Source organism: Qipengyuania gaetbuli (assembly GCF_020171365.1).
In the GTDB taxonomy this organism is placed as follows: domain Bacteria; phylum Pseudomonadota; class Alphaproteobacteria; order Sphingomonadales; family Sphingomonadaceae; genus Qipengyuania; species Qipengyuania gaetbuli_B.
In genome coordinates, this window is sequence record NZ_JAIUZO010000002.1 from 1,264,840 (window position 1) to 1,291,276 (window position 26,437).

At 65.2% G+C, this 26,437-nt stretch carries 32 protein-coding genes; 12 read left to right on the plus strand and 20 right to left on the minus strand.

Annotated features, from left to right (window positions below):
- Positions 1-77 precede the first annotated feature (77 nt).
- From LCL94_RS06770 to LCL94_RS06780, 3 genes are all read left to right on the plus strand, one after another.
- Complete coding sequence (locus LCL94_RS06770; protein WP_224831548.1) at positions 78-776, plus strand: EI24 domain-containing protein; 699 nt, start codon at positions 78-80, stop codon at positions 774-776.
- Positions 769-1,200, plus strand: coding sequence for a hypothetical protein (locus tag LCL94_RS06775; RefSeq protein WP_224831549.1), 432 nt, complete (start codon positions 769-771; stop codon positions 1,198-1,200). The genes LCL94_RS06770 and LCL94_RS06775 overlap by 8 nt, the downstream gene beginning before the upstream one ends.
- Positions 1,201-1,261: 61 nt before the next feature.
- Positions 1,262-2,191 (plus strand): hypothetical protein, encoded by a 930-nt coding sequence (locus LCL94_RS06780; RefSeq protein WP_224831550.1) that lies wholly within the window; start codon positions 1,262-1,264, stop codon positions 2,189-2,191.
- Position 2,192: 1 nt separating this feature from the next.
- Here the strand turns inward: LCL94_RS06780 and LCL94_RS06785 are convergent, their stop codons facing one another.
- The 10 genes from LCL94_RS06785 to LCL94_RS06830 all read right to left on the minus strand — a co-directional run bounded on the left by LCL94_RS06785 (position 2,193) and on the right by LCL94_RS06830 (position 9,383).
- Positions 2,193-2,378 (minus strand): hypothetical protein, encoded by a 186-nt coding sequence (locus tag LCL94_RS06785; RefSeq protein ID WP_160608562.1) that lies wholly within the window; start codon positions 2,376-2,378, stop codon positions 2,193-2,195.
- An 8-nt stretch (positions 2,379-2,386) separates the two neighbouring features.
- Entirely contained in the window at positions 2,387-2,746 is a 360-nt protein-coding gene (locus LCL94_RS06790; RefSeq protein ID WP_224831551.1) for a HesB/IscA family protein, read from the minus strand.
- Complete coding sequence (locus LCL94_RS06795) at positions 2,746-3,249, minus strand: SUF system Fe-S cluster assembly protein (RefSeq protein WP_224831552.1); 504 nt, start codon at positions 3,247-3,249, stop codon at positions 2,746-2,748. Before LCL94_RS06795 ends, LCL94_RS06790 begins: the two co-directional genes overlap by 1 nt.
- Entirely contained in the window at positions 3,246-4,463 is a 1,218-nt protein-coding gene (locus LCL94_RS06800) for an aminotransferase class V-fold PLP-dependent enzyme (RefSeq protein WP_224831553.1), read from the minus strand. Before LCL94_RS06800 ends, LCL94_RS06795 begins: the two co-directional genes overlap by 4 nt.
- Positions 4,460-5,221, minus strand: coding sequence for a SufD family Fe-S cluster assembly protein (locus tag LCL94_RS06805; protein WP_224831554.1), 762 nt, complete (start codon positions 5,219-5,221; stop codon positions 4,460-4,462). Before LCL94_RS06805 ends, LCL94_RS06800 begins: the two co-directional genes overlap by 4 nt.
- Positions 5,218-5,970: a Fe-S cluster assembly ATPase SufC gene (sufC, locus tag LCL94_RS06810; protein ID WP_224831555.1), complete on the minus strand. Its 753-nt coding sequence runs from the start codon at positions 5,968-5,970 to the stop codon at positions 5,218-5,220. The genes LCL94_RS06805 and sufC overlap by 4 nt, the downstream gene beginning before the upstream one ends.
- Positions 5,957-6,481, minus strand: a complete 525-nt coding sequence (locus LCL94_RS06815; protein WP_224831556.1) for an endonuclease domain-containing protein — start codon at positions 6,479-6,481, stop codon at positions 5,957-5,959. Before LCL94_RS06815 ends, sufC begins: the two co-directional genes overlap by 14 nt.
- Positions 6,478-7,959: a Fe-S cluster assembly protein SufB gene (gene sufB / locus LCL94_RS06820; protein ID WP_160608569.1), complete on the minus strand. Its 1,482-nt coding sequence runs from the start codon at positions 7,957-7,959 to the stop codon at positions 6,478-6,480. Before sufB ends, LCL94_RS06815 begins: the two co-directional genes overlap by 4 nt.
- On the minus strand, positions 7,956-8,366 hold the full coding sequence (locus tag LCL94_RS06825; protein ID WP_160608570.1) for an SUF system Fe-S cluster assembly regulator: 411 nt from the start codon (positions 8,364-8,366) through the stop codon (positions 7,956-7,958). The genes sufB and LCL94_RS06825 overlap by 4 nt, the downstream gene beginning before the upstream one ends.
- 99 nt (positions 8,367-8,465) lie before the next feature.
- The gene (locus tag LCL94_RS06830) at positions 8,466-9,383 is read right to left on the minus strand and encodes a helix-turn-helix domain-containing protein (RefSeq protein ID WP_224831557.1); all 918 of its coding nucleotides are present in this window, start codon (positions 9,381-9,383) and stop codon (positions 8,466-8,468) included.
- A gap of 355 nt (positions 9,384-9,738) precedes the next feature.
- Here LCL94_RS06830 and LCL94_RS06835 point away from each other — a divergent pair, with 355 nt between their 5' ends.
- From LCL94_RS06835 to LCL94_RS06845, 3 genes are all read left to right on the plus strand, one after another.
- Positions 9,739-10,767, plus strand: a complete 1,029-nt coding sequence (locus LCL94_RS06835) for a quinone-dependent dihydroorotate dehydrogenase (protein WP_224831558.1) — start codon at positions 9,739-9,741, stop codon at positions 10,765-10,767.
- A gap of 11 nt (positions 10,768-10,778) precedes the next feature.
- Positions 10,779-12,488, plus strand: a complete 1,710-nt coding sequence (ggt, locus tag LCL94_RS06840; protein ID WP_224831559.1) for a gamma-glutamyltransferase — start codon at positions 10,779-10,781, stop codon at positions 12,486-12,488.
- Between the two features lie 96 nt (positions 12,489-12,584).
- The gene (locus tag LCL94_RS06845) at positions 12,585-14,387 is read left to right on the plus strand and encodes an AMP-dependent synthetase/ligase (RefSeq protein ID WP_412070775.1); all 1,803 of its coding nucleotides are present in this window, start codon (positions 12,585-12,587) and stop codon (positions 14,385-14,387) included.
- Between the two features lie 12 nt (positions 14,388-14,399).
- Here the strand turns inward: LCL94_RS06845 and LCL94_RS06850 are convergent, their stop codons facing one another.
- The 3 genes from LCL94_RS06850 to LCL94_RS06865 form a co-directional block, all read right to left on the minus strand.
- The gene (locus LCL94_RS06850) at positions 14,400-14,927 is read right to left on the minus strand and encodes a hypothetical protein (RefSeq protein WP_160608575.1); all 528 of its coding nucleotides are present in this window, start codon (positions 14,925-14,927) and stop codon (positions 14,400-14,402) included.
- 63 nt (positions 14,928-14,990) lie between these two features.
- Positions 14,991-15,971 carry a sulfur carrier protein ThiS gene (gene thiS / locus LCL94_RS06855; RefSeq protein ID WP_318245568.1) on the minus strand — a complete coding sequence of 327 codons (981 nt, stop codon included), beginning with the start codon at positions 15,969-15,971 and terminating at the stop codon, positions 14,991-14,993.
- Between the two features lie 10 nt (positions 15,972-15,981).
- Positions 15,982-16,386 carry a MerC domain-containing protein gene (locus LCL94_RS06865; RefSeq protein WP_160608578.1) on the minus strand — a complete coding sequence of 135 codons (405 nt, stop codon included), beginning with the start codon at positions 16,384-16,386 and terminating at the stop codon, positions 15,982-15,984.
- A 141-nt stretch (positions 16,387-16,527) separates the two neighbouring features.
- Between LCL94_RS06865 and LCL94_RS06870 the strand changes: the two genes are divergently transcribed.
- The 5 genes from LCL94_RS06870 (at position 16,528) to rpsI (ending at position 19,755) form a co-directional block, all read left to right on the plus strand.
- Positions 16,528-17,553, plus strand: coding sequence for a COX15/CtaA family protein (locus tag LCL94_RS06870; protein ID WP_224831560.1), 1,026 nt, complete (start codon positions 16,528-16,530; stop codon positions 17,551-17,553).
- Positions 17,550-17,879, plus strand: coding sequence for a divalent-cation tolerance protein CutA (cutA, locus tag LCL94_RS06875; RefSeq protein WP_224831561.1), 330 nt, complete (start codon positions 17,550-17,552; stop codon positions 17,877-17,879). The genes LCL94_RS06870 and cutA overlap by 4 nt, the downstream gene beginning before the upstream one ends.
- Complete coding sequence (locus tag LCL94_RS06880; protein WP_224831562.1) at positions 17,866-18,591, plus strand: hypothetical protein; 726 nt, start codon at positions 17,866-17,868, stop codon at positions 18,589-18,591. The genes cutA and LCL94_RS06880 overlap by 14 nt, the downstream gene beginning before the upstream one ends.
- A 160-nt stretch (positions 18,592-18,751) precedes the next feature.
- Entirely contained in the window at positions 18,752-19,231 is a 480-nt protein-coding gene (gene rplM, locus LCL94_RS06885; protein ID WP_160608583.1) for a 50S ribosomal protein L13, read from the plus strand.
- Positions 19,231-19,755, plus strand: a complete 525-nt coding sequence (rpsI, locus tag LCL94_RS06890; protein WP_224831563.1) for a 30S ribosomal protein S9 — start codon at positions 19,231-19,233, stop codon at positions 19,753-19,755. The genes rplM and rpsI overlap by 1 nt, the downstream gene beginning before the upstream one ends.
- A 76-nt stretch (positions 19,756-19,831) precedes the next feature.
- On the opposite strand, the gene LCL94_RS06895 is transcribed toward rpsI, so the two are convergent.
- From LCL94_RS06895 to LCL94_RS06910, 4 genes are all read right to left on the minus strand, one after another.
- The gene (locus tag LCL94_RS06895; RefSeq protein ID WP_224831564.1) at positions 19,832-20,029 is read right to left on the minus strand and encodes a hypothetical protein; all 198 of its coding nucleotides are present in this window, start codon (positions 20,027-20,029) and stop codon (positions 19,832-19,834) included.
- 72 nt (positions 20,030-20,101) lie between these two features.
- On the minus strand, positions 20,102-20,962 hold the full coding sequence (locus LCL94_RS06900) for a metallophosphoesterase family protein (RefSeq protein WP_224831565.1): 861 nt from the start codon (positions 20,960-20,962) through the stop codon (positions 20,102-20,104).
- Complete coding sequence (locus tag LCL94_RS06905; RefSeq protein ID WP_224831566.1) at positions 20,952-21,809, minus strand: acylglycerol kinase family protein; 858 nt, start codon at positions 21,807-21,809, stop codon at positions 20,952-20,954. Before LCL94_RS06905 ends, LCL94_RS06900 begins: the two co-directional genes overlap by 11 nt.
- A gap of 39 nt (positions 21,810-21,848) precedes the next feature.
- Positions 21,849-22,181: a hypothetical protein gene (locus tag LCL94_RS06910; RefSeq protein ID WP_412070790.1), complete on the minus strand. Its 333-nt coding sequence runs from the start codon at positions 22,179-22,181 to the stop codon at positions 21,849-21,851.
- Positions 22,182-22,320: 139 nt separating this feature from the next.
- On the opposite strand from LCL94_RS06910, the gene LCL94_RS06915 reads away from it, so the two are divergent.
- A complete protein-coding gene (locus LCL94_RS06915) occupies positions 22,321-22,626 on the plus strand; it encodes a UrcA family protein (RefSeq protein WP_160608588.1) in 306 nt (101 codons plus the stop codon).
- A gap of 110 nt (positions 22,627-22,736) precedes the next feature.
- Here LCL94_RS06915 and LCL94_RS06920 read toward each other — a convergent pair whose 3' ends face one another.
- From LCL94_RS06920 to LCL94_RS06930, 3 genes are all read right to left on the minus strand, one after another.
- Positions 22,737-23,474, minus strand: coding sequence for a LytR/AlgR family response regulator transcription factor (locus LCL94_RS06920; RefSeq protein WP_160608589.1), 738 nt, complete (start codon positions 23,472-23,474; stop codon positions 22,737-22,739).
- Positions 23,467-24,684: a sensor histidine kinase gene (locus LCL94_RS06925; protein ID WP_224831568.1), complete on the minus strand. Its 1,218-nt coding sequence runs from the start codon at positions 24,682-24,684 to the stop codon at positions 23,467-23,469. Before LCL94_RS06925 ends, LCL94_RS06920 begins: the two co-directional genes overlap by 8 nt.
- Before the next feature lie 99 nt (positions 24,685-24,783).
- Positions 24,784-26,310, minus strand: a complete 1,527-nt coding sequence (locus tag LCL94_RS06930) for a fumarate hydratase (RefSeq protein ID WP_224831569.1) — start codon at positions 26,308-26,310, stop codon at positions 24,784-24,786.
- Between the last annotated feature and the right edge of the window lie 127 nt (positions 26,311-26,437).

The following is a 26,437-nucleotide window of genomic DNA, read 5'->3' on the forward strand; positions in this document are numbered from 1 at the left end:
GGTTAGCGGTTCGTCGGGCCTAGGCCAAGGGCAACATTGACTTGCCGCGACGGCGCGCGCATTCCCCGCCCCCTGTCATGGTTTCGCTACCCCGCGCCCTTGCCCTGTCGCTGAGCCAGTTGGGCGATCCCGCCATTGTGAAAGTGCTCGTGAAAAGCGTGCTCGTCACGCTGGCGATCTTTACCGTGCTCGGCATCGGCCTGTGGGCCGCGCTCGATTCGGCGATCGAGAGCTGGCTCGCCGCCAACATGCCCGAAGATTACAGCGATACCCTTGCTGCCGTCGCCGCGCTGACCATCGGACTTGTCGCCGGCTGGCTGCTGTTCCGCATCGTGGCGCTGTTCGTCCTCCAGTTCTACGCCGACGAGATCGTGCGGGCGGTGGAGGCGCGGCATTATCCGCACGCCGCAAAGGTCGCCGGCCTGCCGTTCCGCGAGGAACTGGGCAATAGCCTGCGCTCTGCCCTCCGCGCGGTGCTGGTGAACCTCCTCGCCCTGCCCTTTGCCATCGCCCTGCTCGTCACCGGCATCGGCACCGCCGTCCTGTTCTGGGCAGTCAACGGATGGCTGCTGGGCCGCGAATTGCAGGACATGGTCTGGCTGCGCCACCGCAGCGACAAGGCGGAAATTGCCCCGATGAGCGCGGGCCAGCGATTCCTCCTCGGCGGGACAGTCGCCGGCATCATGCTGGTGCCGTTCGCCAACCTGCTCGCCCCCGTGCTCGGCGCGGCGAGCGCAACCCACATGGTCCACCGCGCAAGAGGCACCCATGCGTAACATCGCCCTCGTCGTGCTTGCCTCGGCAACCCTGTCCGCCTGCGTGAGCTCCTCGCCGCCGACCTACTGGCCGCCGCAGCAGCAGCGCCCGGCAGCCACGACCCCGCCGCCGCAGACGCAAGTTCGCCCGGCCCCCTCGACCGGCGGGTTCAGGGCGCCGCAGGTGATGAACCTGCCCGGCCTCGAAGGCGTAATCGGCAAGAATGCGACGGCGCTGGCCAACCTGTTCGGCCCGCCGCGCCTCTCGGTGCGCGAAGGCGATGCCTACAAGCTGCAGTTCACCGGCGAGGCCTGCGTGCTCGACGTCTATCTCTACCCGCTTGCCCCGGGGGCGGAGCCGAGCGCGACCTACGTGGCCGCGCGCCGCGCCAGCGATGCGCTGGACGTGGACCGGGCCGCCTGCGTGCGCGCCCTGCGTCGCTAACCTGGTCTTAAGCAAACTGTCCTAGGCTCTCCCGCGCCTGTAATTGTGGGATAGGACGAGCATGAGCGTGCATTTTTCGGATCTGGCCAAGCGTGTCTCGGCCAATGGCGAGGTTTCGGCGGAGGAAGTCCTCTCGCTGCGACGCGAGGCATGGCCGGATGGGCGCATCTGCCAGAACGAAGCCGAAGCGATCTTCGCGATCAATGCGCAGCTTGGCGAACGCGGCCCCGAATGGACCGATTTCTTCGTCGAGGCGCTCGGCGAGTACGTGGTCAACCAGCGCGCGCCGCGCGGCTATGTCGACCAGGAAAATGCCGACTGGCTGGTGAGCCAGATCGATGCCGACGGGCACCTTTGCTCGATGGCCGAATTCGAACTGCTGCTGCGCGTCTTCGAACGCGCGCACAATGTTCCCGTCTCGCTCAAGGATTTCGCGGTCGCCAAGGTCGAACACGCCGTTCTGCACGGCACCGGCCCGACCCGTTGCGGCGGCGAGCTGGAAGCTGGCAACGTCAACGCAACCGAGGCCAATCTGCTGCGTCGCGCCATCTTCGCGGCTGCCAGCGAACGGCCTGCAGCCGTCGGCCGCAAGGAAGCCGAGATGCTCTTCCGCCTGAAGGACGCGACGCTGGACGGCGACAATGCGCCCGAATGGAAACAGCTGTTCGTGCAGGGCGTGGCGAATTACCTGCAGGGCCATGCCCATGCCAATGCGCAGATCAGCCGCGAGCGTGCGGAGGAATTGCAGGCCTTCATGCACGACACCTCGCACGGCGTCGGCTCGTTCCTCGGCCGGATGGCGAAGGCTTCGCCAAATGCGTTCGGCAAGGTGTTCGGCCGCAAGGCGAGCGGCGCCTCCTCCGCAGAAGCTGCCGCCGATGCGCACGCTGTGACGAATGGCGAAAAGGAATGGCTCGACGCGCAGATCGCCGCCGACGGACGGGTGGACGAATTCGAGGAAGCGCTGCTCGCTTTCCTCGCGGAAGGCTAGGTCAGTCGAAAACCAACGGGGCTTCGGCGCCGCCCTGCTTGGGCAGCGGGCCCTTGGGAGGAATAGCGGGAACGGAAATGCCCGATTCGGGCGGTTTCCTGCGCCAGCGCTTTGCGATGCGCTCCATGAGCCGGCGTTCCGGCCCGTGCAGGGAGGCAATCAGCCTGGCAATTTCGCGCTCTTCCATCCCTGCCATTATACCATGAAGCTCTCGCCGCAGCCACAAGCGCCCTTGGCGTTGGGATTTTCGAACACGAAACCGGCGGAGAAATCGTCCTCCACCCAGTCCATCGTGCTGCCGACGAGGTAGAGCACGCTCGCCCCGTCGATGTAGAACACGCCGCCGGGGGTCTCGATCTTCTCGTCGAACTTCGCTTCCTCGGTGACGTAGTCGACCGAATAGGCAAGGCCCGAACAACCGCGGCGCGGGGTTGACAGCTTCACGCCTATGGCCCCTTCGGGTGCCTTCGACATGAGCTCGGCGATGCGCGCTTCGGCACCCTTGGTCAGGATGACGGCCGCCTTGGGCGCGGGTCGGATGGTCGCATCTCCCATCACAGCATCCCCAGTTCGAGACGCGCCTCGTCGGTCATCTTGTCCGGCCCCCACGGCGGGTCCCAGACGAGGTTGACTTCGGCATCGCGCACGCCCGGCACGCTGGCGGCGCGCAGTTCGACTTCGCCCGGCATGGTTTCGGCCACGGGGCAGTGCGGAGTGGTGAGCGTCATGGTGACGACCACGTCGGCCTCGTCCGACACCTCGACCCCGTAGATCAGGCCGAGGTCGTAAATGTTGACCGGAATTTCGGGGTCGTAGATTTCCTTGAGTGCATCGATGACCGCTTCGTAAAGCGCGCCGCCGGGTGAACCGGCAGGCACGTTTTCCGGCTTCTTCTGCAGGAAGCCTTCGAGGTAATCGCGCTTGCGCTCCAGCTTGGCGTCGGCCGTCTCGTCGGGATCGATCGCGTCGGACACGCGCGCACGCGGCGGCTTGCCGACCACCGTATCAGCAGGCGAGGGGGCGGCGATGAAATCATTCTCGTCAGAGGGCTTGTTCATCCGAAGATCCTCCGGGTCCTTTCGATGCCGCGCATCAGGGCGGCGATGTCGTTTTCGTCACTGTAGAGGCCGAAGCTGGCGCGGGCCGTGGCCGGGACGCCCAGATGCTCCATCAGCGGCTGCGCGCAGTGGTGGCCTGCGCGGATCGCCACGTTTTCCTCGTCCAATATGGTGCCGAGATCGTGCGGATGCACCCCCTCGAGCGCGAAGCTGACGATGCCGGCGCTTTCCTCCGGCCCGAACAGCGTCACGGCATTGGTGCGGCGCAGTTCCTCGCGCAGCTGCGCGGCGAGCGCGCTTTCGTGCGCGAACAGCGCGTCCGGCCCGATCGCATCGACGTAGTCGATGGCCGCGTGGAGCGCGACGGCCTCGGTAATCATCGGCGTGCCCGCCTCGAACCGCTGCGGGGGCGGGGCATAGGTCGTGCCCTCGAAGCTCACCTTCTCGATCATCGCGCCGCCGCCCTGGTAGGGGGGCATGGCATCGAGGATGTCCTCGCGCGCCCAGAGCACACCGATACCGGTCGGCCCGTAGAGCTTGTGGCCGGAGAAGGCGTAGAAGTCGCAATCGAGCGCGGCCATGTCGAGCGTCATGCGCGGCGCGGCCTGGCACCCGTCGAGCAGGATTTTCGCGCCGACCGAATGGGCAAGGTCTGCAGCCGCGCGCGCGTCCAGCACGCTGCCGAGCACATTGGAAACATGGGCGAGCGACACCAGCTTCGTGCGCGGGGTCAGCATGGCCTCGAGCGCGCCGAGGTCGATCCGGTGATCCTCGGTCAGCGGGCAGACGTCGATCTGCGCGCCGGTGCGTTCGGCGACCATCTGCCAGGGCACGATGTTCGAATGGTGTTCGAGCGTGGACAGCACGATACGGTCGCCTGCGGTGAGGCGCGTCATGCCCCAGCTCGATGCGACGAGGTTGATCGCCTCGGTCGCGCCGCGCACGAACACGATCTCGTTATCGGACGCTGCGCCGATGAACTGCGCAACGCGCCTGCGGGCGGCCTCGTAGGCCAGCGTCATGTGCGCGCTGCGGCCATAGACGCCGCGGTGCACGGTTGCGTAATCGCGGCCCAGCGCGCGGCTCATCGCGTCGATCACCGCCTGCGGCTTTTGCGCGGTCGCGGCGGTGTCAAGATAGTGCCACGGCGCGCCGTCGCTCGTCAGCAGGCCGGGAAAGTCCGTCTTGCGGGAAAGGGTCGCCACCTCGCTCACAGGTGCTTGTCCAGCTTGTCCAGCGCGACCTGCAACAGGCGCTCGTGCTCCGCCTCGTCGTCCAGCGCCACCAGCGCATCGCCGATGAAGGCCTGCACCAGCAGGCGGCGCGAGAGTTCGGGCGAAAGGCCGCGCGCAGCCATGTAGAAGCGCGCGTTCTCGTCCATCTGGCCGACGCTGGCGCCATGGGCGCACTTCACGTCGTCGGCAAAGATTTCCAGCTGCGGCACGGCATTCACGCTCGCGCCCTTTTCCAGCAGCAGGCCCTTGAAGCTCTGCGCGGCATCGGTCTTCTGCGCGTGGCGCACGACCTCGATATTGCCGAGGAAATTGCCCGTGCCCTGCCCCCAGTGGACGCTGCGCACCACCTGGTTGCTGGTGGCGTTGGGCTGAGCATGGACGACGCGGGTGACGAATTCGCGCACCGTGTCGCGCCCGCCGACCGTGATGCCGCCCATTTCGAAATGCGCGCCTTCGGCCAGAGTCACTTCGACTTCCACGCGGCCGAGATGCGCGCTGGCGATTACGCCGAACAGTTCGTAGCGCGCACCCTTGCCGATCGAGACGCGCAGCCGCGTCAGGCGCGTGCCATCGGCATTGCCGTTCTCGTCCTCGACCACCAGCGTTTCACGAACGGTCTCGCCCGGCGCGACATTGATCGCGCGCCAATTGCCAAGGTCGATGCCGGCCAGCGCATCCGTATCGGAATAGCGCCAAGCCTCGTCCCTGCGGGTAGGTAGGATCGCAGCCTCGCTCATGCCGGCTCTGCCATCACCGCATCATAGCCTTCGTTCTCGAGGCGCAGGGCAAGCTCGGGTCCGCCGGTCTTCACGATGCGGCCCTTGCTGAGGATCGATACGCGATCGGGCTTCACCACGTCCAGCAGGCGCTGGTAGTGGGTGATCAGCAGCACCGCCTTGTCGGGCGCGCGCATGATGGCATTGATGCCTTCGCCGACCACGCGCAGCGCATCGATGTCGAGGCCGCTGTCGGTCTCGTCGAGGACGGCGAAGGCGGGATCGAGAATACCCATCTGGACCATCTCGGCGCGCTTCTTTTCGCCGCCCGAAAAGCCGACGTTCACGTTGCGCTTGAGCATGTCCATGTCGAGGCCGAGCAGGCCGGCCTTGTCCTTGGCGAGCTTGAGGAATTCGCCGCCAGACAGGGCTTCCTCGCCGCGCGCCTTGCGCTGTGCGTTCAGCGCCTCGCGCAGGAATTGGACGTTCGACACGCCGGGGATTTCGACCGGGTACTGGAAGCCGAGAAACAGGCCGGCCGCCGCACGTTCATGAGGTTCGAGATCGAGCAAATCCTGCCCGCGGAAGGTCACGCTGCCGCCGGTCACTTCATAGCCCGGGCGTCCGCCCAGCACGTAGGACAGGGTCGACTTGCCCGCGCCGTTGGGGCCCATGATCGCATGGACCTCGCCGGCCGCCACTTCGAGGCTCAGGCCGTTGAGGATGGTCTTGCCGTCGATCTCGGCAGTGAGGTTTTCAATCTTGAGCATTGTCTTTCCTGCTGTGACGCGGACGCGGGGTGCTGCTGCGCTGGTGTTCGCGCCGCGCAGCCTGCTTGTCGGCGATGCGGCTGCGCATGCCGAGCGTGATGCGCTGAAGCACCTCTTCCATGTTTTCGAGAATGTCTTTCGCGGCGATGCGCATCACGCGGATGCCGACCGCCTCGAGGCTCTTGTCGCGGCGCTTGGCCAGCGTTTCGTCCTGCCCCTCTTCATCGATCATGATCGCCATGCCGAGGTTGTGGCAGTTGAAATCGACGATCGCGCTGCCGACCACGGCGTGCCGCTTGAAGGTGTAGCGGCCCATGTCCGCCTTGGCGAAACGCTCGGCCAGCGCCTTGTGCGCTTCCGACGAATGCCGCCGCATCTCGCGGGCCTGCTCGTGCAGAGCATCGAGGCGCTTTTCAGAAATCTCCCACCCGCGGCCCTTCTTCTTGAGGGCCGGAGCGGTGTCGGCGGCTTCCGCGGGATCGCGAAGCTGGAGGGTCTTGCGGTCGGTCATCCAACGCTTCCTTCAAGCGAGATCGCCAGAAGCTTCTGCGCTTCCACGGCGAATTCCATCGGCAGTTCCTTGAGCACGTCCTTGGCGAAGCCGTTGACGATCAGCGCCACCGCCTCTTCCTCGTCCAGCCCGCGCTGCATGGCGTAGAACAGCTGGTCGTCGGAAATCTTGCTGGTGGTCGCCTCGTGCTCGATCTGGGCGCTGGGGTTCTTCACCTCGATGTAGGGCACGGTGTGCGCGCCGCACTGGTCCCCCAGCAGCAGGCTGTCGCACTGGGTGAAATTGCGCACGCCATCGGCATTGGCCGCCACCGCGACCCGGCCGCGATAGGTATTGTTCGATTTGCCCGCCGAAATGCCCTTGGAAATGATGGTTGAACGACTTCCACGCCCGTTGTGGATCATCTTCGTGCCGGTATCGGCCTGCTGGTAATTGTTCGTCACTGCGACCGAGTAGAATTCGCCCACGCTGTCTTCGCCGTTGAGCACGCAGCTGGGATACTTCCACGTCACCGCGCTGCCGGTCTCGACCTGCGTCCAGCTGATCTTGGAGCGTGCGCCCTGGCACAGGCCGCGCTTGGTGACGAAATTGTAGATCCCGCCCTTGCCGTTCTCGTCGCCCGGATACCAGTTCTGGACGGTCGAGTACTTGATCTCCGCATCTTCGAGCGCGACCAGTTCGACCACGGCTGCGTGGAGCTGGTTCTCGTCACGCATCGGCGCGGTGCAGCCTTCCAGATAGCTGACGTAGCTGCCCTTTTCGGCGATGATCAGCGTGCGTTCGAACTGGCCGGTATTCTCCGCGTTGATGCGGAAATAGGTCGACAGCTCCATCGGGCAGCGCACGCCTTCGGGGATGTAGACGAAGGTGCCATCCGAAAAGACCGCGCAATTGAGCGTGGCGAAGAAGTTGTCCTTCTGCGGCACGACCTTGCCGAGCCACTTTTTCACCAGCTCCGGATATTCGCGGATCGCCTCGCTGATCGAGAGGAAGATGACGCCCGCCTTCTTCAACTCCTCGCGGAAGGTGGTGGCGACGGACACGCTGTCGAACACGGCATCGACCGCGACCTTGCGCGCGCCTTCGACCCCGGCGAGCACTTCCTGCTCCGCCACGGGAATGCCGAGCTTGTCGTAGACCGCCTTGATCTCGGGATCGAGCTCGTCGAGGCTGGCGAGCTTTTCCTTCTTCTTGGGCGCAGCGTAGTAATAGGCGTCCTGGTAATCGATCGCCGGATAGCCGAGCTTGGCCCAGTCCGGCTCTTCCATAGTCTGCCACAGGCGAAAGGCCTTGAGGCGCCATTCGAGCATCCATTCCGGCTCGTTCTTCTTGGCCGAAATGAAGCGGACCGTGTCTTCGGTGAGGCCCTTTTCGGCGAATTCGGTCTCGATGTCCGCCGACCAGCCATGCTCGTACTCGGCCGCCTTGGCAGCAGCTTCGCGGGCCTCGCGGTCCTGGATGTCTACGTCTTCGCTCACGCGATTTCCTTTTCCTGCGCCAGCTGCACCAGGCTGATATTCGCCAGGGCGCCGCGCAAAGCTTCGTTCACCAGCGGCCAGTGGGGCCGCACGCGGCATTCGTGATCGACCGAGCAATCGGTCCCTTCGACACAGGCCGTCAGCGCAATCGGACCTTCGACTGCCTCGACGATATCGGCGAGGCTGATCGCGGCTGCCGGACGGGCCAGCTGCAAGCCGCCGCCGGCCCCGCGCACCGACCGCAGCAGTCCTGCGCCGACCAGCTTGCTGACCAGCTTCTGCACCGTCGGGGCGGGCAGGCCGGTTTCAGCGGCGAGTTCGGACGCACTGACCCTGCCCCCGCCGCAATGGCGGGCTGCCTGGCTCATCGTGACGACAGCGTAATCTGCAAGGTTCGAAAGGCGCATGGTCTAAATCGGACGAATCCGCTCCGATTAGCCACGTATGAGCGCAAACCCGCGGTTTCAACGGATTTCCGCTTGTTGCGAGTCGTTAGCAGTTAGCGCCTAAACAGGTTTGCGGCCGAGCTGCCGGTCCTCGCTTCCGCCGAACAGGTCGACCGAGGAATAACCGTCGGGACCGAGCATGTCGCGAACCGGGGTCCCGTCGCTCTTCTCGATGCGCCGCGGGGTTTTCCCGGTAAAGGCGCGGATTTCCTTGATCATATGCGCCTGGTCGTAAAACGCGTCGCGGATCTCGGCCTCGATCTCGAGCGGGAGTTCGGGCAGCGAGAGCAGGGTCGCCGCGCGAACCGCGCGATAGCGCCGGATCAGGCGGACGGGCGGCTGGCCGAAGAAACGCGTCACCAGCCGCTGCACCTGCCGTTCAGAATAGGGCAGCTTGTCTTGCAGCACCTCGATGTCCGGCTTGAAGGATGAGGACAGCCATTCCAGCGTCGTGTCGATCACCTGGACGTGGCGGACCGGCAGCTCGCTCAGCCCGTCGCGTACCACCGCCGCCATCGCGTCCAGTGCCCCACGCTCGTCGAGTTCTCCGCTGCGCAGGGCATCGGGCAGCGCGGCGAGGCGCGCCAGCAGGTCGGGCGACATGGCCGTTGCCGGATCGAGGAAAGCGTCGTGGTTTTCGTTGACCGGCAGCCCCGTGAACGCCGCCCAGCCGCGGAAGTTGAGCGACACGCCGAGCATCAGCATCGGACCATAGATCTTGAAGGGGCGCGCTTTAACCAGCGGACCCATCAGCGTGACTTCTGAAGTCCGGCCGACCACATCCTTGTCGAAAGGCATATCGGCATACCCGCTCGGCACGACGGCCAGCTGTCCCGAATAGGCAGGCAGCCAGTCCTCGTATCCGGCCTCCGAGGCACGGAAAATATACAGCGAATTGCAATAAGGCCTTAGGTCAGCCGGCGCTTCGATGAACTCGAAGCTGAAGGGCAGCCCGCCTTGTTCTTCGATCTTGCCCAATTAGGTCCCCGCGCCCGCGTTTCCTCACGAAACACCCGATTCTGTAGACCGCGGGACTGCAAGTGGCAATTCTGCTGTCACACTTGGTTTGGTGCGACGGGATCCGCGAAGGGGCGCAACTTCGTGCGCCATGAAAAAAAGGGCGGCTCGTGAAGAGCCGCCCTCTATAGTTGAGAACTCGTTGCAAAGCTGCTCCGAGCCCTTCGGGTCGCAGGTGTTAGATACGACGAGTCGGGCAAATTTTGATTGTATGCATGCGACACACCCGCCTCTTACCCTTCATTTTGGCGGAAATTTACAAAGTGAAGCAGGCCCTGCTCGACACCGAAACCGTGCTGGGCCATATCGCCGCGCCATGCTGTTCGACCTTGCCCGGCCCGCCCTCTTCGCCCTCGACCCGGAGCGCGCTCACCGCCTTACGGTAGCCGCGCTGAAGGTCTCGCCGGTGCGCGCTGCAGGCAAGGCAGGTACGCTGGCCACAAGCGTCGCGGGTATCGACTTTCCCAACCCGCTGGGCATGGCGGCGGGTTTCGACAAAGATGCCGAAGTACCCGACCAACTGCTTGGGCTCGGTTTCGGTTTCGCCGAGGTCGGCTCGATTACCCCGCGCCCGCAGGCCGGCAATCCCAGGCCCCGGCTCTTCCGCCTCGTGGAAGACCGCGCGGTCATCAACCGGATGGGGTTCAACAATGGCGGGGCACAGGCAGCTCTCGCCCGGCTGGAGGCTCGCAAGGGACGCCCCGGCGTGCTCGGCATCAATATCGGCGCGAACAAGGACAGCGAGGACCGGATCGCCGATTATGCCGAAATGACGCGGCTGATGTCGCCGCATGCGACCTATCTCGCCGTCAATATATCCAGCCCGAACACGCCAGGCCTGAGGGCATTGCAGGACGAGAGTGCGCTTGTTGCCCTGCTCGATGCGGTGCTCGAAGCGCGCGGGAAGGACGGGCCGCCCGTGTTCCTCAAGGTCGCACCCGATCTCGAGCCGGCGGATATCGATGCTATTTCCCGTATCGCTCTCGACAAGGCGCTGGGAGCTTTGATCGTATCGAATACCACCATTTCGCGCCCCGCGCTCCGGTCGAGCCACGCGGACGAGACGGGCGGCCTGTCGGGCGCGCCCTTGCGCGACCTTGCCCAGCAAAGGGTGACGGATTTCCGCAAGGCAACCGGCGGCCAGCTTCCGCTGGTCGGCGTCGGCGGGATTGCCAAGGCCGAAGACGCCTGGGCGCGCATCCGGGCGGGTGCCAGCCTGGTCCAGCTTTACAGCGCCATGGTCTATGAAGGACCAGGCCTGCCCCGGCGCATCCTGCGCGGTCTTGAACGCCTTATGCGCCGCGACGGATTTTCCTCGATTGCGGAGGCGGTCGGAACCGCATAGCGTCCCGCGCCATGACGAGGCTTGCCACCGTTTCGCTTGTCGCGCTCGCCCTTGCCGGCTGCGCGACCCTTCCTGCCACCCAGCCCGCCGCATCGGCGCAGGTAAGCATCGGTGCGGTCAGCGCCGCCGATCCGCGCGCGCAGGAGGCGGGCGAGGAAATCCTGCGCAAGGGCGGCAGCGCCACCGATGCGGCAATTGCCGTGATGCTCGCGCTTACCGTGGTCGAACCGCAAAGCTCGGGCATCGGCGGGGGCGGCTTCCTGGTGCGCGGCGAGGCCGATGGCGACGTTACCACCTTCGACGGACGCGAGACCGCACCGGCAGGCGCGACGCCCGACTGGTTCCTCGCCGGGGACGGTAGCGTACCGCCTTTCATCGAATCGGTCCGCAGCGGGCTGAGCGTCGGTGTCCCGGGCAACATCGCGCTGGCCGCAAAGGCGCATGGCGAGCACGGCCGCCTTCCTTGGGCGGAACTGTTCAAGCCGTCCATCCGGCTGGCCCGCGAAGGGTTCAGGATCAATCCGCGAATGCACGATGCGCTGGGCCGCTCGCGCACGACGGCTGCCTATTCGGCGGCAGCGCAGGCGATGTTCTACGACGCGTCGGGCGAGCCGCTTCCCGCCGGTACCCTAGTGCGCAACGAGGAACTGGCGCGCACTTTCGAGAAGATCGCCGCGGGGGGCGCCGAAGCATTCTACAAGGGCGAACACGCTCTTGCGATCGCGACCACTGTCGCCGCCGACACGCCCAAGCCGGGCGCCATGACCTATGCCGATGTGACGGGCTACGAAGCCAAGGAGCGGGGCGCGGTTTGCAGCAGCTACCGCGCCTATCGCATCTGCTCCATGGGCCCGCCGACTTCGGGCGGTATCGCCGTGCAGCAAATCCTCGGCCAGCTTGAACGGTTCGACCTGCGCGCATTGGGGGCCGACAACCCGGTCACCTGGCACCTCTTCGTGGAGGCCCAGCGCCTCGCCTATGCCGACCGCGAGCTCTATCTCGCCGACAGCGATTTCGTCAGCGTCCCCGTCGCAGGCCTGCTGGAGAAGAGCTATCTGGCGCAGCGCAGCGCGCTCATCTCGCCCGACCGGTCGATCGAAGTGGCCGAGGCAGGAAGGCCACGCGGCGCGCCTATCGCACTGGCCGATGGCGACGAGCCGGAAGAACACGGCACCTCGCACCTCGCCGTGGTCGACGATGCGGGGACGATGGTGTCCTACACCTCCACCATCGAAAGCGCCTTCGGCTCGGGCCTGATGGTGGGTGGCTACTATCTCAACAACGAGCTGACCGATTTCAGCCGCAGCCCGCAAGTGAACGGACGACTGGTCGCCAACCGCGTGGAAGGCGGCAAGCGCCCGCGCAGTTCGATGTCGCCGACCGTCATCTACGATCCGCAGGGCAATACCTTCATGGTCGTGGGCGCCGCTGGCGGCAGCACCATCCCGATCACCACGACGCGCGCCATCATCGGAGCCATCGATTTCGGGATGGATGCCGAAGAAGCGCTCGGCCTGCCGTTCCTGATGGCTTTCGGCGAGCGAGTGCTGCTCGAAGAGGGAACCTGGCTGGAGGAGAAGGCCGACGCCTTCCGCGCGCTGGGCCATACGCAGCTGATGATCCGCCCTGCGCCGATCAAGGGTGGGGCGCTGGTGAAGCGGGACGGCCGCTGGCAGAGCGCGCGCGACCCGCGCCTCGAAGGCCAGCTCGATATGCCCTGAGGCGGCGGCCCATCCATCTTGCCGCCAGCGCCGGAGCGGCCTAAGCCCCTGCCAACGTTGCAACAGACGACGAAGTTTTTCGCGAGGAGCCTGCCTGTGCTGTCGGACATCGATTCCGCCAACAATCTGGTCGAACTATTCCTGAAGCGCGCCGACGAGAAATCCGGGCAGCCGTTCTTCGGCTGGAAGGAAGGCGGCAGCTGGCAAACCATGACCTGGGGCGAGGCGGCCGACCGCGTCTGCCTGCTGGCCGAAAGCCTGCGCGGCCTCGGCCTCGTCGATGGCGACCGGGTGTGCCTCGTGTCCGAAAACCGTCCCGAATGGTGCATCGCCGACCTCGCCATCATGGCGGCGGGCTGCATCACCGTGCCCGCCTATGTCACCAATACCGAGCGTGACCACGTCCACATCCTCGACAATTCGGGCTCGCGCGCGGTCATCGTCTCGAACGAGAAGCTGCTCAAGCCGCTCCACGGCGCGCTGCAGGCCTCCGGCATCGCCGAGCACGTTATCGGCATCGAGGATTTGCACCGCCAGCAATCGGGCAGCTTCACCTTCCACGACTGGGACAAGCTGACCACGGGCGATGCCGCCGCAGCGCGCAAGGCGGTAGACGAACGGATCGCCAAGATCGGGCGCAGCGACACCGCCTGCATCATCTACACCAGCGGCACCGGCGGCGCGCCGCGCGGCGTGCTGCAGCACCACGGCGCGATCCTGTGCAACATCGCAGGGGCCGCCGAAATCCTGATCGAGGATTTCGGGATTGCCGACGACGAACGCTTCCTCTCGTTCCTCCCGCTGAGCCACGCTTACGAGCATACCGGCGGGCAGTTCCTGCCGATCAGCGTGGGCGCGCAGATCTATTATTCGGAAGGCCTCGAAAAGCTCGCCAGCAATATCGAGGAAACCCGCCCGACCATCATGGTCGTCGTGCCGCGCCTGTTCGAAGTGCTGCGCACGCGCATCATGAAGCAGGTCCAGAAGCAGGGCGGCCTGGCCGAAAGGCTGATGAACACCGCGCTCGAAGTCGGCGCCCGCCGCGCCGAGGGCAAGCGCCAGTTCGGCGACGGCTTGAAGGACGCAATGGTCGGCCGGCTGCTGAAGCCCAAGATCCGCCAGCGCTTCGGCGGCAGGATCAAAGCGATGGTGTCGGGCGGCGCGCCGCTCAACCCCGATGTCGGCATCTTCTTCGAATCGATGGGCCTCACCATGCTGCAGGGCTACGGCCAGACCGAGGCCGGTCCGGTGATTTCCTGCAACCGGCCTGCCGCCGGTATCGCCATGCACTCGGTCGGTCCGGCCATGCGCGGCGTGGAAATCAGGATTGCCGAGGATGGCGAGATCCTGTGCCGCGGCGAGCTGGTGATGCACGGCTACTGGCAGAACGATGCGGAAACCGCGCGCACGATCAAGGACGGCTGGCTGCACACGGGCGACATCGGCCATCTCGACGAGAAGAACCGCATCGTCATCACCGATCGCAAGAAAGACATGATCGTCAACGACAAGGGCGACAATGTCGCTCCGCAGAAGATCGAGGGCATGCTGACGCTGCAGCCCGAAATCGGCCAGGCGATGGTTGCGGGTGACAAGCGGCCCTACATCGTCGGGCTGATCGTGCCCGATGCGGAATGGGCGGTCGAATGGGCCCGCGTCCATGGCAAGAAGTTCGACCTCAAGGCGCTACAGGACGACCCGGAATTCCGCACCGCCGTGCGCGGCGCGGTCGACCGGGTGAACAAGGATCTCTCGGTCATCGAAAAGGTCCGCCAGTTCGCCTTCGCGGACGAGGCATTCACCATCGAGAACGAGGAAATGACCCCCTCGATGAAGATCCGCCGCCACAAGATCCGCGAACGCTACGCAGACCGGCTGGACGGGCTTTATCGGTCCTGATCGGTAATCTGGTCAGGCAGCCACTTCCTCGATGAACTCCGGATAGAAACTGGGCGCGCGGTCGGACCAGCCGGGTGCGGTCGCAGCGGCTTCGCTCAATGACTGGAGCAGCATCTTGCGGCGTTCGGGACGGATCTGCGGGAGGGCGGCAGCGGCGCAGAAGGCGCTTGGCAGCCATGGGCGCACATCCGCGCCGAGCAGGCGTTCGTAGAGGAAGCGGAAGGCAGAAAAGCAGTCGATCCGCTCCTGCGCGAGGTCGAAGGCCGCAACGCGCGTCAGCTTGCCGACGAAGCCCTCGATCCGCTCGAAACTGGAATCCACGGGGATCGAACCGCGCAGGACCTTGAGTTCCTGGTACGTGACGTACTGGCTGCGGATGGCGGCGTTCTCGCCCGCACTCCGGCCCCAGATACGGAACGCGTCGCAGCGGCCAAGGCCGATGTCGAGGCTGCGGCGGATATAGCGCTGCTCTGCTGCGGTGAAGCTGGCAAACTCGCGCATTTCCGCAATGGTCATCGCGGCGGTATTCGTAACGGCCATGATCGGCACTCCCCTGTTACAAGGGAAGTGTCGCGCAATATGGTTAACGCGAGGTAAGCGTGATCAGATCAGGCCTGCGAGCGGGCTCGACGGGTCGGCATATTTGCGCGTTGCCATGCGCCCGGCGAGATAGGCGTCGCGGCCGGCCTCGACCGCCAGTTTCATCGCGCGGGCCATGCGGATGGGGTCCTTCGCCTCGGCAATGGCCGTATTCATCAGCACGCCGTCGCAGCCCAGTTCCATGGCGACTGCCGCGTCGGAAGCGGTGCCGACACCGGCATCGACGAGCACCGGCACGCTCGCGCCTTCCTTGATCAGGCGGATGGTCACGCGGTTCTGGATGCCGAGGCCCGAGCCGATCGGCGCGCCCAGCGGCATGACCGCGACGGCGCCTGCATCTTCCAGCTGCTTGGCCGCAATCGGATCATCGACGCAGTAGACCATCGGAAGGAAGCCCTCCTTGGCCAGCGTCTCGGTCGCGACCAGCGTTTCGCGCATGTCGGGATAAAGCGTCTTCGCCTCGCCCAGCACCTCCAGCTTGACCAGGTCCCAGCCACCAGCTTCGCGCGCGAGGCGCAGCGTACGGATGGCTTCGTCGGCCGTGAAGCAACCCGCCGTGTTCGGCAGGTAGGTGATCTTCTTCGGGTCGACATAATCGGTCAGCATCGGCGCCTTGGGATCGCTGACATTGACCCGGCGGACGGCGACAGTGACGATTTCCGCACCCGAGGCTTCGAGCGCGGCGGCGTTCTGTTCGAAGTCCTTGTACTTGCCCGTGCCGACGATCAGGCGGCTGCGGAAAGTGCGGCCCGCGACGGTCCAGCTGTCGTCCGATGCAGAACTTTCGCCCCCGCCGACGAAGTGGACGATTTCCAGCACGTCGCCTTCGGCCAGCGCATGGCGTTCCAGTTCGCTGCGGGGCGCGATGGTGCCATTGTGCTCGACCGCAACCTTGGCAGGGTCGAGCTCCAGCTCGCGCACGAGATCGGCGATGGTGGAGGCAGCGGTGCGGCGGGTATCGCCATTTACGGTCAGCGCAATCATGCGCCCCGACTTAGTCTCCGCAGCGCTCCTTGCAAGCGGCGGAATGGCAATGGCGCATATTGAGGATGTGGCCGAGCGAGACGAGCGCGACGCCGATGATCGTCAGGACCGCTTCCTTCACCCCGTGCGGCACGGCCAGCGCGCCGCCCATGAAGGTAAGGCCGGTCATGGCGATGACGAAGGGTGCGGCCATGCGGTGGCGCAGGGCGCCCCAGCCGATCGCCACCGCCGCAACCAGCGTCGCGACGACCAGTCCGTAGCGATGGATATCGGGCGACAGGAAGAACTCCCCGCCCACACCCAGGCCGGACACCAGCACGATCGAGGCGAGGCAGTGAATCGCGCACAGGCCCGAGAGGCCGATCCCGACACGGTCGAGTCGACGCCGAATCGGAGAGATGGCGCGTTGCAACATGACATGCGAGATATGTGATAGTATCTCTTGTTACAAGGGCAGCGAGTGCATTTTACGACGAATGCCGCGTTGCAGTGGCCGGAATGCCGCTTGCTCGATTCGCACTTGCACTTGACGCGCGGCACGGCAAACAGGCGCACCATGGTTGCCAGCCCCAACAACACCCGCCCCATCGCACTCGCCAACTGGCTGTTTGCCGTGGCCCTGATGGTTATCGTCATGGTCGCCGTGGGCGGGATCACCCGCCTGACCGAGAGCGGCCTTTCGATCACCGAATGGAAACCGCTGACCGGGGCGATCCCCCCGCTGAGCGAGGGGGCGTGGCAGGCCGAGTTCGATCTCTACAAGGCGACCGGCGAATACAAGAACGTGACCGGGCCGGCCGGGATGGACCTGGCCGCCTTCAAGTTCATCTATTTCTGGGAGTGGTTCCACCGCCTTTGGGGACGGCTGATCGGCCTGGCCTTTGCGCTGCCGCTCGCGTGGTTCTGGGTGCGCGGTGCCATTCCGCAAGGGTACAAGCTGCGCCTCGTCGGCCTGCTGGCGCTGGGCGGACTGCAGGGCGTGTTCGGCTGGTTCATGGTCAAGAGCGGCCTCAACGAGACCATGACCGATGTCAGCCACTTCATGCTTTCGCTGCATTTCATGACTGCGATGATCACGCTGGCGGCACTGGTCTGGACCGCGCTCGATTTCCGCCAGCTTGCTGCCGGACACGCCGCGAAGGCGCGCTGGACGACAACCGCAAGCTGGGTGGGCGCGCTGCTCTTCATCCAGCTTGTGCTGGCGGCGTGGGTGGCAGGGCTCAATGCGGGCCTTGCAAGCGATAGCTGGCCGCTGATGCAGGGCCGCTTCATCCCCGAATTCGACGCCTCGCGCGGGCTGTTCTACGCGATGACGCACGACCCCTATCTCGTCCACTGGCTGCACCGCTGGTGGGCGTGGATCGTGGTGGCTGCGCTGATCGTGATGGCGCGCAAGGTCAGGGCGATCGACAGGCGCGCATCGAAGGCCATTCATTCCGCCTTCGGAACGCAAATCCTGCTCGGCATCGCCACCGTCATGACTGGCGTCGCCCTCTGGCTTGCAGTGGCGCACCAGGTCGTTGGCGCATTGCTTGTCGCCAGCTTCACCTGGGCCGCCCACCTGCTCGGCAGAAAAGCGTGAGCGCGCTCGTCTACTGCCCCTTCCCGGACGCAGAGACGGCACAGCGTATCGGGGGCCAGCTGCTCGACGAGGGGCTGATTGCCTGCATCAATATCGGCAGCTCCATCACCTCCCTGTTCGCCTGGGACGGAGAGCGTGGGAGCGCGGAAGAGATACCCGCCCTGCTCAAGACCGACGCCGCCCTTCTCGAACAGGCGATTGCGCGACTGGAAACCTTGCACCCGTACGACAGTCCGGCGATACTGGGCTGGCCCTGTCAGGCAGGCGCGGCAACGCGCGGCTGGCTGGGCGAACTGGCTACGGGGGGTCGCAATGCCGGGAAGTGATCGCAGGTCGGTGGTGCGTGCTCTCGGCGCGCTGGCAGTCCTGCCTATGCTTCCTGCACCGCTCGCCGCCGCGGCCCGGACGAGGCCCGCATTCCCGAGCGCTACTCTCGTTCTCGAACGCACGCTTGACCGGCACCTTGCGGACAATGCCCTGATCCGCGTCACGCGCAGCTGGTCCTGCACGTTCAGGGCGCTGGGCGCAGGTGCGGTGGTCGACGCCTCCCAGCTATCTGCCAGGGTCGACGCGCCGCCATCGCTCGCAGCTTTCGCGCGCATGGAGGAGGCCCGCGATGCCAGCGCAATCTTCCCTGTGCAGCTCGACCGCTCCGGCCTGATCGTCGGCTGGGACGAGGAGACAGGTCCCGATATCGGCACGGCTGTCGCGCGCGCAATGGATGTCATCGAGGCGGCAGTGGCCAACCCGGGGGAGCGACAGGAAGCGCGATCCTTTATCTCATCTATCGGCAACGCCGCTTCCGGCCTCGTCAGCCAGGTGCCTCGCGACCTGTTCTATCCGGCGACGGGGCAAAGCGTTGAAACGCAGCCGGTCATGCTCGCGGGCGGATTGCAGGGCTTTTTCGAAGTCTCCATCGCGGCAAGCGCCGATCCGCAAACCGGCCTGCTGCGACAGAGCGAGCGGCGCGTGACCACCCGCATCGGGGACAGCAGCCGGGAGACGCGCGAGGCCTGGCGCATCGTCCCGGCAAGCTAGGGCGTATTATTTTACCCCACCGCAGACCCGCGGATTTGCTTGACGAATCGCACTTTGACCGCCATTTGGCGCGCGCTCAGCGGCCCCGTCTGCACGGTTCCGCAAGGTAAGTTCGTACTGCCAGGCAGTACGGTGAACTCGAGAAAACGGACACAAAGCCATGAAGGCTCTCACCAAGGCCACCCGGTCGATCAAACCGGCAGAGGTCGAAAAGAACTGGCACATCGTCGACGCCGAAGGGCTCGTCGTCGGTCGCCTCGCGGCAATCGTCGCCAACATCCTGCGCGGCAAGCACAAGCCGAGCTTCACGCCGCACGTCGATTGCGGCGACCATGTCATCGTCATCAATGCCGACAAGGTGGTCTTCACCGGCAAGAAGATGAACGACAAGGTCTATTACAAGCACACCGGTCACCCGGGCGGCATCAAGGAAACGACTCCGGCGAAGGTCCTCGAAGGCCGCTTCCCCGAGCGCGTCCTGGAAAAGGCCGTGCAGCGCATGATCCCGCGCGGCCCGCTCGGCCGTGCGCAGATGAAGGCGCTCCACCTCTATGCCGGCACCGAACACCCGCATGACGGCCAGAAGCCGCAGGTGCTCGACGTTGCCTCGATGAACCGCAAGAACAAGGCTGCTGCATAATGGCCGACGAACAGAAGAACGAAACCGTCTCGGATCTCGCCGATCTGAAGAACATCGCCGGCGACGCCCCCGAGGGTGATGCTGCCGAGATCGCCGTCAAGGCCGACGTTCCCCTGCGCGAGCAGGAACTCGACGCCCAGGGCCGCGCCTATGCGACCGGTCGCCGCAAGGACGCCACCGCGCGCGTCTGGCTGAAGCCGGGCACGGGCAAGGTCATCGTCAACGGTCGTGACCAGGAAGTGTATTTCGCACGTCCGACGCTGCGTCTCGTCATCGACCAGCCGTTCGCCATCACCGAGCGCCAGGGCCAGTACGACGTTGTCGCCACCGTCAAGGGCGGCGGCCTCTCGGGCCAGGCCGGTGCGGTCAAGCACGGCATCTCGCAGGCTCTCGCCAAGTACGAGCCGGCCCTGCGTTCGACGGTCAAGGCCGCCGGCTTCCTCACCCGCGACAGCCGCGTGGTCGAGCGTAAGAAGTACGGCCGTGCCAAGGCACGTCGCAGCTTCCAGTTCTCGAAGCGCTAATCCGCTTCGATACGATCTTTACCGATCACCGAGGAAAGGCGGCTCCGCGAGGGGCCGCCTTTTTCTTTGCGCCGCCTCAGCGCTGCAGCATCATGATGCCCCAGGCGAGCGCGCTGCCCGCGAAGAACAGCGGCCAGCTCCACCAGAGCTCGTATTCGAACAACTCGGCGCGGTAGATCGACAGGAACCCGCCGCGCGAGCCCTGCGAGCCGATCACCAGCGACACGACGTAAGTCAGGATGCCGCCGAGCGGCACGGCCTTGAAGAATTCCATCGCGACTTTCCCCTTATTCGGGGCCCAGCCTCGCACGCGACGGTAAAAACGGAGTTAAACGCGCGTTCGCGCTCAGTGGACAGGCGGATCGACGCGCGGGACCTGGCGGACGGGCGCAACCGGTTCGCCCGGTTCGCGCGGAGGCATGGCGTTTGCCGGCACGTCGTCGATCTGCATGTCGCAGGTCTCCACGTCCTGCAGGTTGCGCACGGTCACATGCAGCGTCTCGCCGTCCCACTGGATGTCGTTGAAGCTGGGCGGCGTCGAGCGCGTGCGCTGCGACAGCGTGCCGGCGCCGATCATGCGCACCGGGCCTTCGCTCGTCTCCTCCATGATGTCGAAGGCATCGTGGACATGGCCGGACAGCACCGCAACGACTGGGCGCTTCGCCAGTTCACGCAGCGCCTTGTCACCATTCTTGGTGAGCGCAGTCCCCTGCGTCCCCACTTCGCGCAGCGGATGGTGCACGGTCACCAGCGCGCGCTCCCCATCCGGCAGGGCATCGATCGCAGCAAGACACTTCTCTAGTGCGGCATCGGTGACCCAGCCCTTCGACCAGTTGAGGCGCGGCTGCGCGCGAACCGCGGTCTTCAGGGGGACGATGGCAAGGCAGCCGAGGTCGATTTCCTTCTCGACCTTCTCGCGCATTCCGCGGAACCGGCGGTAGGGATCGACGAACCGCTCGATCGGATTGAAATAGGGCATGTCGTGATTGCCGACCTCGACCGTCACCGGCGCGTCCAGCGAGTTGATCCACGATGTCGCTGCGGCAAACTCGCGGTGGCGCGCGCGCATCGTCAGGTCGCCGGTAATGGCCACGGCATCCGGCCGCTTTTCGGCAATCTCCTGCTGGACCCAGTCGAGCGCGCGATTGTCCTCGAGCCCGAAATGGATGTCCGAGAGGTGGAAGATGCGCCGTGCTTCAGTAGCCATGGTGGGTGGCTAGCAGATCGACCTCGCATGCAGCCACAGTGAATATCGCACCCGATTCCACTTCGCCCGGCTCGCCGTCGACCAAGACCGGCAATGGGCTGCCATCGGCCGAAACGAAGCGCGCCTCGTCCAGCAGCCCGAGCAGCTCGTGCGGCCCTTCGCGAAACCGGCGGCGCAGGAGGGCAAAGCCTTGCTGGACATATTCGCCTGCCTCGTTCGCATAGAAGGCATCGACCTGCATCCCGCGGTGCGACGGGGTGATCTCGATCAGCGGATAGCCATCATTCCGGCCGCGCTCCGGCTCGGCGCACCGGACCATGATGCCGCCCGCTGTTTCGCCGACCGCCTCGCCCGTGCCTTTCAGGATTGCGGGGATATCGAGATCGCGCATGGCCTCGCGGACATGGGCCCAGCTCGTGCCCGGCCCGACCAGCAGGCCGGCAAGCGCATCGCCTGCCTTGCAGCGTGCGACCGGCGGGCGGACCGTGATGGCAACACCCGAGGCAAGGCGCTTGATGATGTCCCCTGCCTGAGCATCATCGCCATGGAGACGCTTGCACAACAGGTTCATCGTCCCGCCGGGCAGGACCAGGATCTGGCCGCTCCAGCCATAGAGGCCCGTGACCGCGGCATTGAGCGTACCGTCGCCGGTAAAGACGGCCAGCAGGCCCACGCCCGCAGCGTCCAGTTCGCCTGCGGTCGGCATGTCCTCGTCCGGAAAGCAGATCCGGCGGGCAACGGTGAGGCCGTTGGCGGAAAAGGCGTCTTCCACTGCCTTCACAGCGGATTCGCTGAAGCTGCCGCTGTGCGAATTGACCAGCAGCCAGAGGGGAGAGTTCGCTGTCATACCTGCCAAGCGCCCGTCGGCAGGGGCGGTTCCCGCGCGTCAGATGCGCCCGGTCAGGACCAGCCAGGCCGTGCCGAAATTGAGCAGGCTGTAAACGGCATAGGCGGTCGCTGCGCCGGGCCATCCGTTCGCGGCAAGGAGCATGGCAACGAGCAGCACCACGAACTCGAAAATGAGCGACAAGCGTCCGCCCGCGCTGCGGTAGAACGAGGGCAGCGCGTCCAGCATCGGGTGGCCGCTGTTCAGCACTGCCTTGTGCACCGCGAAGTTCGCGACTCCGAGAAAGAAGAGCAGGACGACCAGCATGGGCCTGAAAACATAGGCTTGCCGTTCGCAGATTGCGAATCGCGTTTCGTCGGCTGCCGCCAGCACATCGTCCAAATCGCCTCGCCGCCGGTCGAAGGTCGCGTGCGATTACAGTTGTAGCTGGGTAATACGGTTCTCAGCGGCGGACCTCACGTACCCCAGTCCCCCTAGAACACCGGGGTCCGCCGCAACCCGGAGAAGACCCATGAAGACCCCCATTATCATGATCGCCATGCTCTCGCTTTCCGCCCCCGCTCTTGCGGGCGGCGACATGCCGGTGAAGACGAGCACCGAGGTTGCCTACCAGGACCTCAATCTCGCCACGGCACAGGGCCAGAAGAAGCTTTCCGACCGGATCGACATCGCGGCGCGGCGCGTCTGCAAGCTCGACAATTCGATCACCGGCACGCGCATTCGCGACCGTGATGCAGAGCGCTGCTACGTCGCCGCCAAGGAGCGCGCCAACCAACAGTTCGCTGCTGTCGTAGAACAGCACGCCAAGGGCGGCTGATACCCCCAGCCCGTCAAACTTCTGGACCCCGGCCGGAATGCAGTCCCCCGGTCGGGGTCCTCCCTTTTCCAGCGCTGTACTGATTTGAAGCGGACCTGGGCGAGGCAGCCTCAGCGCCCGGCCATCGCCTTGACCTTGGGCAGATAGGTGCGACCGATACGCAGCGCCTCGCCATCATCCATTTCGACCGACCACACGCCCAGCCCGTCATGGCGCAGGCCCTTGATGTGTTCCTTGCGCAGGATGGTGGAGCGGTGGATGCGGATGAACTTGGCAGGGTCGAGGCGCTTTTCGAGGCCCGCGATAGTCTGCAGCAGCAGGTAGGAGCGATCACCCACGTGGAGGCGGACATAGTCGCGCTCCGCATCAATGCGGCTGACCTCGTCGGTCTCGATCCGGATGAGTTCGCTGCGGTGCGGAATCCATAGCTCTTCGAGCCATTTGCTCTCGGTGCGGCCACCTTCGGAGCGGCGCGAGAGCGCGCGCTGGATGGCCCGTTCCAGCCGGTCGGGCTTGACCGGCTTGAGGACGTAATCGACCGCGTCGAGATCGAAGGCCTCGACCGCGTAATTGTCATGTGCGGTCACGAAGACCACGGCAGGGCGCTCTTCCTGTCCGGCCAGTTCGCGGGCGACCGACAGGCCGTCCACTTCGGGCATCGTCATGTCGAGCAGGATCAGGTCGGGGCCCAATGCCTCGATCAGGCGCAGGGCCTGCGCCCCGTCGCTGGCCGTGCCGACAACGTGAAGGTCGTCCATCTTGGAGCAGATCACCTGCATCCGTTCGACCGCGAGCGGCTCGTCATCGACGATCAGCGTGCGCAGCCGGTCTCCGTTCTCGTCAGCCATGTTTCACCATCGGAAGCCTGAGTTCGGTCTCGTATCCATCAAGCGCAGGGCCGGAACTGATCGACGCCTCGTTGCCGAAGCGTGCCTCCAGCCGGTCACGCACATTGGCAAGACCGATGCCGAACCCGCCCTTGTGACCCGCGGGCACGCCCGGGCCATCGTCGCTGACTCTCAGCACCAGCCGCCCGTATTCCTCGCGCGCGACAATGCTGATGGTCACCGGCCGATTGCTGGCGGAAACGCCGTATTTGACCGAGTTCTCGACCAGCGGCTGCAGGATCATGCCCGGCACCTTGAGGTTGGCAAGGTCGTGCGGCAGGTCGACCCTTACCCGCAGGCGGTCGGGGAAACGGACGGATTCGATTTCCAGATAGTGTTCCTGCAGGTCGATCTCGTCCTCGAGGCTGACATCGCCGGTGGAATCATCGGCCAGCGAGTGGCGATAGAAACGCGAGATCGACTGAATCATCTGTTCCGCCCGGTCTTCCTTGCCGGTCATCACCAGCGCGGAGAGCGAGTTGAGCGTATTGAACAGGAAGTGCGGGTTCACCTGGTAGCGAAGCGAGCGCAGCTCGGCCGCCTTGGCCGCCGTGCGGAAACGTTCGCCCCGACGCTCGGCCACCTGTGCGCGGACCCCTGCAAGCAGGGCGAGGTACAGCGCCGACCAGGCGAGCAGCAGGAAGTAGCGGTCGAGGCCCATCTCGATCAGCTGCAGCCAGCGATCCTCCGCCCGGTCGTCGGGCAGGACGACCTGCGCAGTGCCGGTGGTCGGCGTTGCCGTACCGAGCGGCCCGCCGATCTGCGGTTCGACCGGCGTGGGGCCTTCGATGATGAGATTGCCGTTGTCGTCGCGCCGCAGCGAGATGCCGCGCTCCTCCGCGATCTTGGCTTCGTAGCGTTCCTGGATCGGGGCAAAGACCCATTGCTGCGATTGTGCGATCAGCAAAGCGGCCGGCATCGCAAAGACCAGCGAGACGCTTATCTGTGCGGCGAGCGAGCGCTTGTCGAACAGCCGCACGATGAGCCAGAGCACGAAGGTCACGCCCATGGCCGCGACCGTCACGGCGACGCGCCGCCAGATCAGGTCGAATTCGAAGTCGAGGCCGATCAGCCAGCCCCGGGCCGTGATCAGCAGGAAATAGGCGCACCACAGGCCGACGATCGACACGGCAACCGTGCGGACCGGGACGTTGACTGTTTCCGGGTTCATCTGTCGTTCAGCGTTCAAAACGGGTTTTATCTGCCCGTTCCAAGGCCCGCTGGGAAGTCCGGCGGTCGGACTACCCACGCGGTTTGTCGAAGATAAACGTCATTCGGCGGGTTCGAGATCGCCTTCCGCAATCCGGCGACGCCATTCGGCGGGCGCCAGAGTGTGGACATTGTTGCCCGCACTGTCGACGGCGACCGTGACCGGCATGTCCTGCACCTCGAATTCGTAGATGGCTTCCATCCCGAGATCCTCGAAGGCGAGCACCCTGGCGCCCTTGATCGCGCGGCTGACGAGATAGGCGGCGCCGCCCGTCGCCATAAGATAAGCGACCTTGAAGCGGCTGATCACCTCCACGGCATTGTGACCGCGTTCCGCCTTGCCGATCATGGCAAGAAGGCCGAGGTCGAGCATCATTTCGGTAAACTTGTCCATTCGCGTGGCGGTGGTGGGGCCGGCAGGACCGACCACTTCGCCCATCACCGGATCGACCGGGCCGACATAGTAGATCGCGCGGCCACGGAAATCGACGGGCAGTTCCTCGCCTGCATCGAGCATGTCCTTGATGCGCTTGTGCGCCGCATCGCGTCCGGTCAGCATCTTGCCCGACAACAGCAGGCGGTCGCCGTGCTTCCAGCTGGACACTTCTTCAGGCGTGAGCGCGTCGAGGTTGACCCGCCGCGCTGCCGCATCGGGCTTCCAGGTCACCTGGGGATATTCGTCGAGCTTCGGCGGCTCGAGATAGGCGGGGCCCGATCCGTCGAGCGTGAAATGCGCATGGCGGGTCGCCGCACAGTTCGGGATCATCGCCACCGGCTTGCCTGCGGCGTGGCACGGCGCGTCCATGATCTTCACGTCGAGCACGGTCGACAGGCCCCCAAGGCCCTGCGCGCCGATGCCCTGCGCATTGACGGCATCGAAGATGTCGATCCGCAATTGCTCGAGATCGGTCTGCGCGCCGCGCTGCTTCAGCTGGCCCATGTCGATCGGGTCCATGAGGCTGAGCTTGGCGAGCCTCATGCAGTGCTCCGCCGTACCGCCGATACCGATGCCGAGCATGCCGGGCGGGCACCAGCCGGCCCCCATCGAGGGCAGCTGTTCGACGACCCAGTCGACTATGTTGTCCGACGGGTTCATCATTTTGAACTTGGACTTGTTCTCGCTGCCGCCACCCTTCGCCGCGACATCGACGCTGACGGTGTTCCCCGGGACCATTTCGACCGAGAGGACGCTTGGCGTGTTGTCGCGCGTATTGCGGCGAGTGAATGCCGGGTCGGCCAGGATCGAGGCACGCAGCTTGTTGTCCGGGTGGTTGTAAGCCCGGCGCACACCTTCATCGACGACTTCCTGCAGGCTCCGCTTGCTGTCGAGGCGGCAGTCCATGCCCCACTTCACGAAGACGTTGACGATGCCGGTGTCCTGGCAGATCGGCCGGTGGCCTTCGGCGCACATCCGGCTGTTGGTCAGGATCTGGGCGATCGCGTCCTTCGCCGCGGGGCCCTTCTCGGCCTCGTAGGCTTCGCCAAGGGCCCGGATGTAGTCCATCGGATGGTAGTAAGAGATGTACTGGAGAGCGTCGGCAACGCTCTCGATCAGGTCCTCTTCCGTGATGGTCGTCATGTCGCTCATCGCCGCGCATTCCCATGTTGCAGATTTGCGCTCCCCGATAGGCGCGGAACAGGCCATCGGTCAAAGCGCTTGGAAGCAACGGGTCTTGCGCCTAAGGCAACGGGAGCTTGCAAAGCCGTGTTATCGA

What these genes read in the sequence shown, in the direction of transcription:
- LCL94_RS06770 (WP_224831548.1), top strand. Translation starts at nt 78, where the DNA reads ATGGTTTCGCTACCCCGCGCCCTTGCCCTGTCGCTGAGCCAGTTGGGC.
- LCL94_RS06775 (WP_224831549.1), top strand. Translation starts at nt 769, where the DNA reads ATGCGTAACATCGCCCTCGTCGTGCTTGCCTCGGCAACCCTGTCCGCC.
- LCL94_RS06780 (WP_224831550.1), top strand. Translation starts at nt 1,262, where the DNA reads ATGAGCGTGCATTTTTCGGATCTGGCCAAGCGTGTCTCGGCCAATGGC.
- LCL94_RS06785 (WP_160608562.1), bottom strand. Translation starts at nt 2,378, where the DNA reads ATGGAAGAGCGCGAAATTGCCAGGCTGATTGCCTCCCTGCACGGGCCG.
- LCL94_RS06790 (WP_224831551.1), bottom strand. Translation starts at nt 2,746, where the DNA reads ATGGGAGATGCGACCATCCGACCCGCGCCCAAGGCGGCCGTCATCCTG.
- LCL94_RS06795 (WP_224831552.1), bottom strand. Translation starts at nt 3,249, where the DNA reads ATGAACAAGCCCTCTGACGAGAATGATTTCATCGCCGCCCCCTCGCCT.
- LCL94_RS06805 (WP_224831554.1), bottom strand. Translation starts at nt 5,221, where the DNA reads ATGAGCGAGGCTGCGATCCTACCTACCCGCAGGGACGAGGCTTGGCGC.
- sufC (WP_224831555.1), bottom strand. Translation starts at nt 5,970, where the DNA reads ATGCTCAAGATTGAAAACCTCACTGCCGAGATCGACGGCAAGACCATC.
- LCL94_RS06815 (WP_224831556.1), bottom strand. Translation starts at nt 6,481, where the DNA reads ATGACCGACCGCAAGACCCTCCAGCTTCGCGATCCCGCGGAAGCCGCC.
- LCL94_RS06825 (WP_160608570.1), bottom strand. Translation starts at nt 8,366, where the DNA reads ATGCGCCTTTCGAACCTTGCAGATTACGCTGTCGTCACGATGAGCCAG.
- LCL94_RS06835 (WP_224831558.1), top strand. Translation starts at nt 9,739, where the DNA reads ATGCTGTTCGACCTTGCCCGGCCCGCCCTCTTCGCCCTCGACCCGGAG.
- ggt (WP_224831559.1), top strand. Translation starts at nt 10,779, where the DNA reads ATGACGAGGCTTGCCACCGTTTCGCTTGTCGCGCTCGCCCTTGCCGGC.
- LCL94_RS06850 (WP_160608575.1), bottom strand. Translation starts at nt 14,927, where the DNA reads ATGGCCGTTACGAATACCGCCGCGATGACCATTGCGGAAATGCGCGAG.
- thiS (WP_318245568.1), bottom strand. Translation starts at nt 15,971, where the DNA reads ATGATTGCGCTGACCGTAAATGGCGATACCCGCCGCACCGCTGCCTCC.
- LCL94_RS06865 (WP_160608578.1), bottom strand. Translation starts at nt 16,386, where the DNA reads ATGTTGCAACGCGCCATCTCTCCGATTCGGCGTCGACTCGACCGTGTC.
- LCL94_RS06870 (WP_224831560.1), top strand. Translation starts at nt 16,528, where the DNA reads ATGGTTGCCAGCCCCAACAACACCCGCCCCATCGCACTCGCCAACTGG.
- LCL94_RS06880 (WP_224831562.1), top strand. Translation starts at nt 17,866, where the DNA reads ATGCCGGGAAGTGATCGCAGGTCGGTGGTGCGTGCTCTCGGCGCGCTG.
- rplM (WP_160608583.1), top strand. Translation starts at nt 18,752, where the DNA reads ATGAAGGCTCTCACCAAGGCCACCCGGTCGATCAAACCGGCAGAGGTC.
- rpsI (WP_224831563.1), top strand. Translation starts at nt 19,231, where the DNA reads ATGGCCGACGAACAGAAGAACGAAACCGTCTCGGATCTCGCCGATCTG.
- LCL94_RS06895 (WP_224831564.1), bottom strand. Translation starts at nt 20,029, where the DNA reads ATGGAATTCTTCAAGGCCGTGCCGCTCGGCGGCATCCTGACTTACGTC.
- LCL94_RS06900 (WP_224831565.1), bottom strand. Translation starts at nt 20,962, where the DNA reads ATGGCTACTGAAGCACGGCGCATCTTCCACCTCTCGGACATCCATTTC.
- LCL94_RS06905 (WP_224831566.1), bottom strand. Translation starts at nt 21,809, where the DNA reads ATGACAGCGAACTCTCCCCTCTGGCTGCTGGTCAATTCGCACAGCGGC.
- LCL94_RS06915 (WP_160608588.1), top strand. Translation starts at nt 22,321, where the DNA reads ATGAAGACCCCCATTATCATGATCGCCATGCTCTCGCTTTCCGCCCCC.
- LCL94_RS06920 (WP_160608589.1), bottom strand. Translation starts at nt 23,474, where the DNA reads ATGGCTGACGAGAACGGAGACCGGCTGCGCACGCTGATCGTCGATGAC.
- LCL94_RS06925 (WP_224831568.1), bottom strand. Translation starts at nt 24,684, where the DNA reads ATGAACCCGGAAACAGTCAACGTCCCGGTCCGCACGGTTGCCGTGTCG.
- LCL94_RS06930 (WP_224831569.1), bottom strand. Translation starts at nt 26,310, where the DNA reads ATGAGCGACATGACGACCATCACGGAAGAGGACCTGATCGAGAGCGTT.